The organism is Novosphingobium sp. B-7, from assembly GCF_000410615.1.
Taxonomy (GTDB): domain Bacteria; phylum Pseudomonadota; class Alphaproteobacteria; order Sphingomonadales; family Sphingomonadaceae; genus Novosphingobium; species Novosphingobium capsulatum.
Genome location: NZ_APCQ01000703.1, coordinates 1 through 11,648, shown reverse-complemented (window position 1 = coordinate 11,648; position 11,648 = coordinate 1). Strand labels below are relative to the sequence as shown.

Here is an 11,648-nt window from a genome sequence, read left to right as displayed (position 1 = left end):
CGGGCGCCATCGCGCCTCATCCGCGCCACGCCGCGTCTTTGCGCGGTGCCCAGGTGCTGCTGGTCGATGACGTGCTGACCAGCGGCGCCACCAGCGATGCCTGCGTGCGGGCGCTGCGCCGCGCCGGCGCGGCCAAGGTCAAGATCGCCTGCTTTGCCCGCGTGCTGCGCGAGGCCGAAGTGCGGGGGTAAAAAAGGAGAGTTGATTCGCGGGCGACAGGCGCGATGCAAGCGGCATCAAACCGAAAACGCCCGGAACCTTGCGGCCCGGGCGTTTCGTGACGAAACCTTGTGATTGACGGGGCTCCCTCTCGGCCCTGACCGTAACCCCGTCGCTCAATATCTCCAGATGGCTGCGCCTTCCTAGTCAGAAGGTCGAACCAGCCCCCCGGTCCCTCGCGTGTCCCTGAACTTTGGCGCTTGCCGCGCCGCCTTTCGGCGGTTCAGATCGCGGTTCCCTCAAACCGCACGTTCTTTCTTGACGATTGCGCCGCCGGAAGGAAGGGGGACATGCGTATGCCGCCGATTTTGCCCAGGCCATGTGGTTATCGTGCAACAATGTATGCTGTGGCAGCCCGTTTGCAGAAGGGAATTACCTACCGTGTCGGTCGATAACGATTCGCTACAGCGCGAACAGGGCACCGCCTTCATGCCGCGCTTCGATTCTCACGGCCTGGTCACCGCCGTGGCGATCGATCACCGCACTGGGCAGTTGCTGATGCTGGCGCACATGGATGCCGAGGCGATCACCCGCACGCGCGAAACCGGTCTGGCGCACTTCTGGTCGCGCTCGCGCCAGAAGCAGTGGATGAAAGGCGAAACCTCGGGCCACGTGCTCAAGGTGCTCGAAATCCGCGTGGACTGTGACCAGGATGCGCTCGAACTGCGGGTCGAGCCGGTTGGCCCGGCCTGCCACACCCTGGCGCAAAGCTGCTTCTATCGCCGGATTACCCCGCAAGGGACGCTGGAGCGGATTGAGGTTTGACGTTTACGTAAGCTGCGCGGTATCGTGGCGGGCATGGACACCGTGCCCGCCTCTTCCCACACTGGCCATCTCGACCGGCCCGATGCCCTGGCCCGCGACCAGTTCACCATCACCGACCTGTCGGCCGAATTCGGCGTAACCGCGCGGGCGCTGCGGTTCTACGAGGACGAGGGCCTGATTTCGCCGACGCGGCACGGCACGGCGCGGATCTATTCCCGGCGTGATCGGGCGCGACTGGCGTGGATCATGCGCGCCAAGAACGTCGGTTTCAGCCTGGCTGACATTCGCGAGATGATCGATCTCTACGATCTGGGCGATGGCCGTGCGCAGCAGCGCAAGGTGACGATCGCCAAGTGCCGCGAACGCATCGCTGCTCTGGTGCGCCAGCAGGCCGATATCGCCAGCACGATTGCCGAGCTGGAAGGCTTCGTCGCGCAAGTGCAGCAACTGGAAGGTGCCGAGGGCGGCGGCCCGGCCTGATCGGCCCGGCCACCGCCTCGCGGCGGATGGATATCAGCTATAGATTTCGTCGAGCAGCGCGGTCAGCGCCAGCCACGATTGGCGGTCGGCGCTGGCGTTGTAGCCGAGGAAATCCTTGCCGCGCGCCTCGCTGTCGGGATCGGTGAACCCGTGCTTGACCCCGGCATAGGCATGGAAGTGCCAGTTGCCGCTGGCGGCATCCATTTCCTTCCAGAAATCCAGTACCTGCTCGCGCGGGACGAGCGGATCGGCATCGCCGTGGCAGATCAGCAGGCGCGGCTTGATCGGGGTTTCCGCCGTGGCCGGGCGATCAGAGGTGAGCAGGCCGTGGAAGCTGGCCGCCAGCACGATCGGTGCGCCCATGCGCGCCAGTTCCAGCGCCGCCTGGCCGCCCATGCAATAGCCGATCGCCGACAGCGTCAGCCCCGGCGCCGCCTTGGCCAGCGCGTCGAGCCCGGCGGTGATGCGGGCGCGGTAGTGATCGACATCGGCACGCAGGGCATTGCCCAGCGGGAACGACGCTTCAAAGCTTTCCACCGGCTCGCCATAGAAATCTGCGACCATGGCAACAAAGCCTTGATCGGCCAGCATGCGTGCACGCTGTTCCATTCCGGCGTTGACGTTGGCGATGGTGGGCAGGATCAGGATCGCGCCGCGCGGGGTGCCTTCGGGGCGGGCAAGCCACCCCGTCAGCGCCACGTCACCATGCGCATAATCGATGCGTTCAAGGCTCAAGGCTGGTTACTCCGGAAGAAAATCGGGCACCGAGAGGTAGCGCTCGCCGGTGTCATAGTTGAAGCCGAGCACGCGGCTGCCGGCGGGCAGTTCGCGCAGCTTGGCGGCGATGGCGGCCAGCGTCGCGCCCGAGGAGATGCCGACCAGAAGGCCTTCCTCGCGCGCCGAGCGGCGGGCCCATTCCTTGGCATCGGCCGGATCGACCTGGATCGCGCCGTCGATTGCCTGGGTGTGCAGGTTGCCCGGAATGAACCCGGCGCCGATGCCCTGGATCGGGTGCGGCGCGGGCTGCCCCCCGGAAATGACCGGCGAGAGCGTCGGTTCCACGGCATAGGCCTTGAAATCGGGCCAGTGCTTCTTGAGTTCCTCGGCGCAACCAGTGAGGTGGCCACCGGTGCCAACCCCGGTGATCAGCACGTCGATCGGGCTATCGGCGAAATCGGCCAGGATTTCCTGCGCGGTGGTGCGCACGTGCACGGCCACGTTGGCGGGATTGTCGAACTGCTGGGGCATCCAGGCGCCCGGCGTTTCGGCCACCAGTTCCTTGGCGCGCTCGATCGCGCCCTTCATGCCCTTTTCGCGCGGCGTCAGATCGAACGTGGCCCCATAGGCAAGCATCAGCCGGCGCCGCTCGATCGACATCGATTCGGGCATGACGAGCACGAGTTTGTAGCCCTTGACCGCCGCCACCATGGCGAGGCCAATGCCGGTATTGCCCGAGGTCGGCTCCACGATGGTGCCGCCGGGCTTGAGGCTGCCGTCGGCTTCGGCCGCCTCGATCATGGCCAATGCGATCCTGTCCTTGATCGAGCCACCTGGATTGGTGCGCTCGCTCTTCACCCATACCTCGTGGTCGGGAAACAGGCGGGACAGGCGAACATGCGGCGTGTTGCCGATCGTGGCGAGAATGGAATCCGCTTTCATGTCGCGTGTGCTCCTTGGTGTTGAGCGGGTCAGGATTGGTATTTTGCAGCAAAGGTCCGGGCGCGGCGCAATTCGGGAAAGCCGATCGCCCAGGCCAGAGTAACGACTATCGCACCCACCCCGCCAAACACAACCGCCCCGGTTGCGCCAAGCAGGGCCGCAGCCACGCCCGATTGCATGTCACCCAGTTCGTTGGAGCAGGAAATCGCCAGGCCCGAGATGGCCGAGACGCGGCCGCGCACGGTGTCTGGCGTGTGCAATTGCACCAAGGTGGTGCGGATATAGACCGAAACCATGTCCGCCGCGCCGATCAGCACCAGCATCGCCAGCGACAGGAACAGGTTGCGCGACAGGCCAAAGCCGATTGTCGCCACGCCAAAGGCGGCGACCGCCAGCAGCATCTTGGCGCCGACCTCGCGCTCGACCGGGCGCCGCGCCAGGAATGCCGCGACCAGCGCCGCACCGAGCCCCGGCATGGCCCGCATCACGCCCAGGCCATAGGAACCCACGGAATGGCCATCGAATGTCAGGATATCGCGGGCATAGACCGGCAGCAGCGCGGTTGCGCCGCCCAGCAGCACGGCAAAAAGATCGAGCGTGATACAGCCCAGCAGAAACCGATCGTGCGCCACGAAGCGAAAGCCATCGGCGACCTGCCGAAACGGGTGCGTACGGCGATTTTCCGCTGGCGGGGGCAGGCGGCGAATGCCGAATGCGCCGAATGCGGCCAAGGCCAGCAGCGCCACCGAAACGCCATAGGGCAAGGCAGGAGAGAAGGCGAAGAGCACGCCGGCCAGCGCTGGCCCGCCCATCGAGCCGATCTGCCACGCCATGGAATTGATCGCTACCGCCCGCGGCATGAGCTTGGCCGGCACGATGTTGGGCGCGATCGATGACAGGGCCGGGCCGATGAACACGCGGCTGGTGCCATGCGCTGCGGCCATGGCAAACAGCAGCGGCAGAGACAGCGTGCCACTGGCGGTGGCGATCGTCAGCACCAGCGCGATCAGCGCGTCGAGTACCATGGTCAGCCCGGCGATCACCCGCCGGTCGAACCGATCGGCGACGACGCCGGCGACGGGCGTAAGCACGAACTGCGGCAGGAACTGCACCAGCCCCATCAGGCCAAGCTGAAACGCCGCTTCCTTGATGCCCATGCCATATTGGCCGCGCGCGACGTCATAAAGCTGGTACCCCAGCACCACGACCATGCCGGACGTGGCCAGGACGGAAAACAGGCGTGCCACCCAGAACCGCCGGAAATCGGCAATCTGGAACGGTGATGAAGGGCTATCGGGCGCCGGGGCAGGGGTGTCGGTCACGGCTTGGTCTGTGGCAGCGGCCCAGGGCTTTGCCAAGCCAACAATTGTTTGTCGTCGTTTCAGAAAATCATGATCGGCGCCAATCGCGCCGGGCCCCGATCAGCCGGCGCCCGATCACCCCCCCGCCCGATCAGCCCTTGCCGCGCAGGCGGGTGTTGGGCTGGAGTTGCTTGATCATCTTGGCAAAATCATCGTGCCGCACGATCCGCTCGAACTGGAAGCCAGCACGGCTTTCATCGCTCCACACCAAAAAGGCCTCGATCCGGCCGATCTGGGGCAGGCGAATGGTTACCCGCTCACCCCGGCCAAGGTCGAGCGTGTCGCGCACCATGAAGCCGGTCGTGGAAATGTTGACGATGTTCAGCATCACGTCGCCCAGGCGGCGATGCTCCCCGATCACCGGCAGGTGAACGGGGTGGCGGGTAGACCGGCGCAGGTCGGTCACTGAAAGCTGCGCGCCGCCGGACATGGCTTCTCCTGCCGGTATGAGGGATTACAGGCGGGAAAAATACATCCAGATTGACTTAGATTTGGTTAATGGGCGGCAGCGGCCTGCCGCCGCCCTGCAACGGGAAGTCGTTAAGCGGGCTTGATTATGCCGTGCTTCTTCTTGCCGGAAGACAACCTACGCTCGGCCGAAACCGCGATAACGGCGGTATCGTCGGTGATCGCCTCGCCATCCAGCCGGGCGCCGCCGCCGGCGATCAGGCGCTTGGCCTCACCCCGGCTCGCGGCAAAGCCCAGGCCGATTAGCGCCTCGATCACGCTGATCGTGGGCTCGCCCACTTCCAGCGTCGGCAGGTTCTGACCCAGGCCGCCGCCGGCAAACGTGGCCTTGGCCGTTGCCTCGGCAGCCTCGGCAGCCTCGCGGCCCCGGATCAGCGCGGTTACCTCGTTGGCCAGCACCGTCTTGGCGGCGTTGATCTCGCTGCCTTGCAGCGCTTCCAGGCGGGCAATCTCGTCGAGCGGAACGTCGGTGAAGATGCGCAGGAAGCGGCCCACGTCGCGATCGTCGGTATTGCGCCAGAACTGCCAGAAATCGTAGTTGGGCAGCTGTTCCTCGTTCAGCCAGACGGCGCCGTTGACCGACTTGCCCATCTTGGCGCCATCGGCGGTGGTCAGCAGCGGCGTGGTCGCGCCATAGACCTCGATCCCGTTCATGCGCCGGGTCAGCTCGATGCCGTTAACGATGTTGCCCCACTGGTCAGACCCGCCGAACTGCAGGCGGCAGCCATGGCGCAGCGCCAGCTCGCGGAAGTCATAGGCCTGGAGAATCATGTAGTTGAATTCTAGGAACGTCAGCGGCTGTTCGCGATCCAGGCGCAGCTTGACCGAATCGAACGTCAGCATGCGGTTGACGGTGAAGTGCGGCCCCACGTCACGCAGCAGGTCGATATAGCCCAGCTGCGACAGCCATTCATCGTTGTTGACCAGCGTGGCCCCGGTGGCGCTGTCGTCAAACGTCAGCAGGCGGTCGAACACCTTGCGGATCCCGGCGATGTTGCTGGCGATGATTTCTTCGGTCAGCATCTGCCGGCTGGTGTCCTTGCCCGAAGGATCGCCGATCTTGGTGGTGCCGCCGCCCATCAGTGCGATCGGCTTGTGCCCGGCCTGTTGCAGGCGGCGCAGCAGCATGACCGACGCCAGGTTGCCGACATGGAGCGATGGCGCGGTGGCGTCATAGCCATTATAGCCCACCACGATTTCCTTGGCCGCCAGGGCATCAAGGCCCTGCGCATCGGTCAACTGGTGGATATGGCCCCGCTCGGACAGCAGGCGCAGCAGGTCGGACTTGTATTCGGTCATGGTTGCCTCGATGTGGAGCGGGGCGCCTAGCATGAAAGGACGTGCCTTGGAACCGGCGCTGCTTGTTGCCCATCCCGATCACCCGGCGCTGGCCGTGCGGCAGGTTGCGGCGCGCATCATCTCGATGGACGATCACTGGCTGTGCCTGCGCTGGCGGGTGGAGGGCACCTCGGCGCTGGTCGTGCCGCCGTTTTCCGGCCGTGCGCGCACCGATGGGCTGTGGCAATCGACCTGTTTCGAACTGTTCCTGGGCGAAGACGATCCGGCCGCTGGCGGCGCCTATGCCGAATTCAACTTTGCCGCTTCGGAGCGCTGGGCGGCCTATGATTTCGATGGCTATCGCGAGGGTATGGCGCCGCGCCCGCTCCCGCGCGAACCGGTGATCACGCCGCGCCGTGGGCAGGATGTGCTGATTTTCGATGCGGCGCTGCCGATTGCCGGCCTGCCGCCGCTGCCCTGGCGCATGGGGCTCAGCGCGGTTCTGGAAGAGGCGGGCGGGGTCAAATCCTATTGGGCTCTGGCCCATCCGCGCGGCAAACCCGATTTCCACCATGCGGCTTGCTTCGCCGCGCGGGTTGAGGCACCCCACGCGCCATGAAGACCGGACTTGATCGCCTGCTGGCCGAGCCTGCGCTGCGTGCGCCGCTCGCCGGCCGCCGCGTGGCCCTGGTGGCCCATCCCGCCTCGCTTACCGATGGCCTGGTCCACGCGCTCGATGCGCTGGCCGCATGCCCGATTGTGACGCTAAGCGCCGCGTTCGGGCCGCAACATGGCCTCAAAGGCGACAAGCAGGACAACATGGTCGAATCGCCGGACTATCGCGATCCGGCCTTGGGCATTCCGGTGTTCAGCCTCTATGGCGAAGTGCGCCGGCCGACGCCCGCGATGATCGATACGGCCGATGTCTTTCTGTTCGATCTGCAGGATCTGGGCTGCCGCATCTACACGTTCGTGACCACGCTGCTCTATCTGCTGGAAGCCTGCCACGGCACCGGCAAGGCGGTGTGGGTGCTCGATCGGCCCAACCCGGCCGGGCGCCCGGTCGAAGGAACGCGGCTGGTGCCGGGCTGGGAGAGCTTTGTCGGCGCCGGGCCGATGCCGATGCGCCATGGGATGACGCTGGGCGAAATGGGCCGCTGGTTCATCGCGCACTACAACCTTGATGTGGATTACCGCGTCATCACGATGGAAGGCTGGCACCCCGATGCCGCGCCGGGCATGGGCTGGCCGCAGAACCGCATCTGGATCAACCCGAGCCCCAATGCGGCAAGCCTGGCCATGGCGCGCGCCTATGCCGGCACCGTGATGCTTGAAGGCACCACCCTTTCCGAAGGGCGCGGCACCACCCGCCCGCTCGAAGTGCTGTTCGGCGCGCCGGATGTCGATGCATTGGCCGTGAAGGCAGAAATGGCCCGGCTGGCGCCGCACTGGCTGGCCGGCACCGCAATCCGCGAATGCTGGTTCGAGCCGACGTTTCACAAGCATGTCGGCCACCTGTGCCACGGCCTGATGCTGCATCCCGAAGGCCCGTTTTACGATCACGCCGCGTTCCGCCCCTGGCGGCTTCAGGCGCTGGCGTTCAAGGCCATCCGCAACCTCACTCCCGATTATCCGCTGTGGCGCGATTTCCCCTATGAATACGTGCTCGACAAGCTGGCGATCGACGTGATCAACGGCGGCCCGGCCTTGCGCGCATGGGTCGATGACCGCGCCGCGCAGGCCGGTGATCTCGATGCCGTGGCCGACCCGGACGAGGCCAGCTGGATCGAAGAACGCGCGCCCTTCCTGCTTTATTGAGCCGGCTGGCCGGGCGCGGGCGGTTGCCCGGCAAAGCTGGCGGCGCGCTGGTCGATCTGCGCCCAGGCCGGCGCATCGTCGGTCCAGATCACCGCATCGGGTTCCAGCCCATGGCCGGGATCGAGAAAGCCCAGGCGCACCGTGCGCAGATGCATGCGACCCGATGACTGGGCCATGACCCCGGTGCCGCAGGCCGGGCAGAAAAACTGGGTGAGCGTGTTCCCCGATGGCGCCACATAGGAAAACGATCCCAGGGTTCCCGCGATGGCAACGGCCTCGGCCGGGAACACCGCATTGTTGGTGCAGCCGCCGGCAGCGGCCTGCTGGCACTGCCGGCACCAGCACTGGCGCACCGCCACCGGTTCCTGCGCAGAAATGGTGGCGCTCACCGCCCCGCAGGCACAGTGTCCGGTAAAGCTCATGCGAATTCTCCGATCGGGTATTGTTAGGTTTGCAAACAATCGTTAGGCTGCGTGGACAAGACCGGGCCGCAGCCCGGGAGAGGATAACAGGCCCGAGGATAACAGGCTCCATGCTCAAGCTCTACAGTTTCGGTCCCGCCGCCAATTCCATGAAGCCTTTGCTGACCCTGTTCGAAAAGGGGCTGCCGTTCCAGGCCAATCGGCTCGACCCGGCCAAGTTCGAGCATCATTCCGACTGGTTCAAGGCGATCAACCCGCGCGGGCAGGTTCCCGCCCTGGTCGATGGCGACAAGGTCATCACCGAAAGCACGGTGATCTGCGAATACCTGGAAGATGAATATCCCACGCAAGTTTCGCTGCGCCCGGCCGACAGCTATGGTCGCGCGCAGATGCGGGTATGGACCAAGTGGGTGGACGAATACTTCTGCTGGTGCGTCTCGACCATCGGCTGGCACCGCTATGTCGGCAAGATGGTGCAGGGGCTGTCTGACCAGGAGTTCGAGGACAAGGTTAAGGCCATCCCCGTGGTGGAGCAGCAGGTGAAATGGCGCCGCGCCCGCGAAGGCTTCCCGCAGGACCTGCTGGACGAGGAAATGCGCAAGATCGCCTTTTCGGTGCGGCGCCTGGACGATCACCTGCGCGATCATGAATGGCTGGTCCCTGAGCAATATACGCTGGCGGATATCTGCAATTTTGCGATCGCCAACGGCATGCAGTTCGGGTTTGCCGAGCTGGTCAACCGCGAGGATACGCCGCACCTGGTGCGCTGGATCGAGCAGATCAAGCAGCGTCCCGCCGTACGCACCATGTTCGACAGCGTGGAACTGGAAAAGCTCGGCCCGCGCGATTGAGGTGGCTATCCTTTCCCGCGCACTGCTTTTTTTCTGGGGCGGGCGAAGGGTGGGACGCAATCGGAGGGTTTTGTCACTGGCAGCCTTGGTATAGGGCGGCCGCTTGCAGGAGTGTCCGCGCGCATGCGCGGCGCACGGGCACCCTGCGGTGACGGAGCCTTGATGCAAGACGTGCTGCTTGCGGAAGGGGGTGGGCGCTATGGCGCAGCCCCTCGCCGCCGTTCCATCTCGTTCGTGCTGGCGTTGGCCATGTCGCTGCTTTTGCTGGCGGCACTTCTCTCCGTGGGCCTCTACGAGCCACCGGCCAAGCACGAGGGCGGCACGCTGACCGCGGTCAATCTGTCCGCTGCGGCCGGCGAAAAGAGCGAAAACCCCACACCCAAGCAGCAGAAGGCCGCCCAGCAGGCCACCCATGCCGCGGCCACGGCACCGGCGGCCGCCACCCCGCCGCGCGTGGTCGTGCCGACGGACAACAAGGTGGTCTGGCCCGAGGGCTTCATCCCGATGAAGCGATCAGACTTTGCCGCGTCGGACATTTCCAAAATGACCGGCCCCGCCGGCACCGGCAGCGCGGCGCAGCAGGCCTCTGCCGGCGGTGGCGGCGGCGGCACGGCCGGCACCGCGCCGGATGGTTCGCGCCTTTATAACGCGCAGTGGTATCGCGAGCCGCGCGACGCGGAAATCGATGGCTATATGCGGCCGGGGCAAGCCTCGGGCCGGTGGGCGATCATCGCCTGCCGTACGATTGCCGATTACCATGTCGACGATTGCCAGGAACTGGACGAAAGCCCGCGCGGTTCGGGCATGGCCCGCGTGCTGCGCCAGGCCGCCTGGCAGTTCCTGGTCCGCCCGCCGCGCATCAACGGCACGCCCCAGGTTGGCGCCTGGGTGCGCATCCGCTTCGATTTCATCCGTGGCAAGCGCAACGATGACGCCGGCGGCAGCGACGGCGCCAGCGGTCCCAACGCTGACGGCTGAGCCTGAAATTACCCAAGCTCGTCGGTTGGGCGTGGTGCGCAAGGTTCACGGATGGATCGTGATCGATTTGCCGTCCGATGTTTCGCTTTGTGGATGTTCGCGGTCGAGTGCGGCGATCGCCTGGTCTGGTGGCGGAAGGCTCGCATAGGCCGGATAGACCATGACCTTGTCGAACATTGTCAATGTGGCGCTATAGGTCAGTCGCTTGTCGAGCAGCGCGGACAAGGTGTTAGGGCCGACCGCCAGGGTGATACCAGCGTCGCCGAGCGCGATGACGTAGCGCTGCCTGTCGTCCGGTGCTCGATAAACGCCGTGATCGATCGATGATGATGGATCGCGGCAAAGCGTAGCGGCATAGGGCGGCGGTTCGCTGGTGGCGTCGCCCTTGGCCTCCGCCTCGTCTGCGGCGCCTTGCGATTGGGCCAGCGCAGCCCCGAGCAACGCGTCGATCAACGAATTGCTGCTCTTGCTTGGTCCGACATGCTTGGCCGGTTTGAGCGTCAGCGTATCGGTGCAGGCGATAATCGGCACGGCGGCAGGCAGCGGCTGGGCCGGGGCTGGCACGTGCAAGGCTGCGGCCGCTGTAGTCAACTGGGCGTCCAGTGCCTTGGCGTCGAGCGTGGCAGAGCTCATCCGCATGGTCACCAGCCACGGCCCGTAAGGAATGACCACCGCCCCGGTCGCCTGCCATTGTCCGCCTTGCACTGCCTGCACCACGCGCAGCGCGCTGGCATTTACATGGCCTGTGGGAGCAAACGCGGCAAAGCTGGGCGGCCCTGCCAGCGTGCCGCCGTTGCGCTGCGCGCTCATCGCCATCACCTGGCTCAATCGGTCTGCCCACAATGGCGCCTGCGGCCAACCAGCGCGAAAGACGTAGACGGTCAGCGCGGTGCGGCTGACGTTGTCCTGATAAAGGATCGAAACATCCGCCAGGCCATGATCGCTCTGCGATACTTCCGTGCGGGTGAATGCCCCGATCGCTGCTGGCAAAACGATGCCGGTGGGGCCGTGTGTCCAGGCAGCGGCGGTATCGACCACGATCGGGCCCGCTTTGGCCGGTGCCGTGGCTTCGGCAGCCTGGCTCTCGGGCACGGCCCCTGCCAAGGCCCACCCCATTGCAATCAACCGCACGCCTGCCGCCGCCTTCATGTCTCGCCCCCCACTATGCCTGCCTCAATTCACGGCAGATCAGGAACTTGGCGACATTGGAAGCGCCGTTCAAGCTGATCCTAGAACTCGGACCAGTCTTCCATACCGCTGCCTCCGCCGCCTGCCACGCTGACCTTGCGCGGGGCGGGGATGGCGGCGGGGGCGGGCAGGGCGCGCGGTGCCGGTGCTGCCACTGGCGT

General features: G+C 65.7%; 14 protein-coding genes. 7 read left to right on the top strand and 7 right to left on the bottom strand.

Annotation, left to right across the window (positions count from 1 at the left end):
• The 3 genes from H926_RS31595 to H926_RS0107610 all read left to right on the top strand — a co-directional run.
• A partial coding sequence (locus tag H926_RS31595) for a ComF family protein (protein WP_028657732.1) occupies nt 1-191 on the top strand: 191 nt, incomplete at its 5' end.
• 457 nt (nt 192-648) lie between these two features.
• Complete coding sequence (gene hisI / locus H926_RS0107615) at nt 649-984, top strand: phosphoribosyl-AMP cyclohydrolase (protein WP_051146288.1); 336 nt, start codon at nt 649-651, stop codon at nt 982-984.
• Nucleotides 985-1,017: 33 nt separating this feature from the next.
• Nucleotides 1,018-1,464, top strand: coding sequence for a MerR family DNA-binding transcriptional regulator (locus H926_RS0107610; protein WP_022675769.1), 447 nt, complete (start codon nt 1,018-1,020; stop codon nt 1,462-1,464).
• Nucleotides 1,465-1,497: 33 nt separating this feature from the next.
• On the opposite strand, the gene H926_RS0107605 is transcribed toward H926_RS0107610, so the two are convergent.
• The 5 genes from H926_RS0107605 to tyrS form a co-directional block, all read right to left on the bottom strand.
• The gene (locus tag H926_RS0107605) at nt 1,498-2,199 is read right to left on the bottom strand and encodes a dienelactone hydrolase family protein (protein ID WP_022675768.1); all 702 of its coding nucleotides are present in this window, start codon (nt 2,197-2,199) and stop codon (nt 1,498-1,500) included.
• Nucleotides 2,200-2,205: 6 nt separating this feature from the next.
• A complete protein-coding gene (gene cysK / locus H926_RS0107600) occupies nt 2,206-3,123 on the bottom strand; it encodes a cysteine synthase A (protein ID WP_022675767.1) in 918 nt (305 codons plus the stop codon).
• 29 nt (nt 3,124-3,152) lie between these two features.
• Entirely contained in the window at nt 3,153-4,445 is a 1,293-nt protein-coding gene (locus tag H926_RS0107595; RefSeq protein WP_028657730.1) for an MFS transporter, read from the bottom strand.
• 130 nt (nt 4,446-4,575) lie between these two features.
• Entirely contained in the window at nt 4,576-4,914 is a 339-nt protein-coding gene (locus tag H926_RS0107590) for a PilZ domain-containing protein (protein WP_022675765.1), read from the bottom strand.
• A 110-nt stretch (nt 4,915-5,024) separates the two neighbouring features.
• Complete coding sequence (gene tyrS, locus H926_RS0107585; protein WP_028657729.1) at nt 5,025-6,251, bottom strand: tyrosine--tRNA ligase; 1,227 nt, start codon at nt 6,249-6,251, stop codon at nt 5,025-5,027.
• A 46-nt stretch (nt 6,252-6,297) separates the two neighbouring features.
• Here tyrS and H926_RS0107580 point away from each other — a divergent pair, with 46 nt between their 5' ends.
• Both H926_RS0107580 and H926_RS0107575 read left to right on the top strand, forming a co-directional pair.
• A complete protein-coding gene (locus H926_RS0107580) occupies nt 6,298-6,849 on the top strand; it encodes a DOMON-like domain-containing protein (RefSeq protein WP_028657728.1) in 552 nt (183 codons plus the stop codon).
• Complete coding sequence (locus H926_RS0107575; RefSeq protein WP_022675762.1) at nt 6,846-8,048, top strand: exo-beta-N-acetylmuramidase NamZ domain-containing protein; 1,203 nt, start codon at nt 6,846-6,848, stop codon at nt 8,046-8,048. The genes H926_RS0107580 and H926_RS0107575 overlap by 4 nt, the downstream gene beginning before the upstream one ends.
• Here the strand turns inward: H926_RS0107575 and H926_RS0107570 are convergent.
• Complete coding sequence (locus tag H926_RS0107570) at nt 8,042-8,470, bottom strand: GFA family protein (protein ID WP_022675761.1); 429 nt, start codon at nt 8,468-8,470, stop codon at nt 8,042-8,044. The genes H926_RS0107575 and H926_RS0107570 overlap by 7 nt on opposite strands.
• 110 nt (nt 8,471-8,580) lie before the next feature.
• Between H926_RS0107570 and H926_RS0107565 the strand changes: the two genes are divergently transcribed.
• On the top strand, nt 8,581-9,321 hold the full coding sequence (locus tag H926_RS0107565; RefSeq protein WP_022675760.1) for a glutathione S-transferase family protein: 741 nt from the start codon (nt 8,581-8,583) through the stop codon (nt 9,319-9,321).
• A gap of 162 nt (nt 9,322-9,483) precedes the next feature.
• Nucleotides 9,484-10,299, top strand: a complete 816-nt coding sequence (locus H926_RS26160; protein WP_022675759.1) for a hypothetical protein — start codon at nt 9,484-9,486, stop codon at nt 10,297-10,299.
• Nucleotides 10,300-10,344: 45 nt separating this feature from the next.
• On the opposite strand, the gene H926_RS0107555 is transcribed toward H926_RS26160, so the two are convergent.
• On the bottom strand, nt 10,345-11,430 hold the full coding sequence (locus tag H926_RS0107555) for a hypothetical protein (RefSeq protein ID WP_148291665.1): 1,086 nt from the start codon (nt 11,428-11,430) through the stop codon (nt 10,345-10,347).
• Between the last annotated feature and the right edge of the window lie 218 nt (nt 11,431-11,648).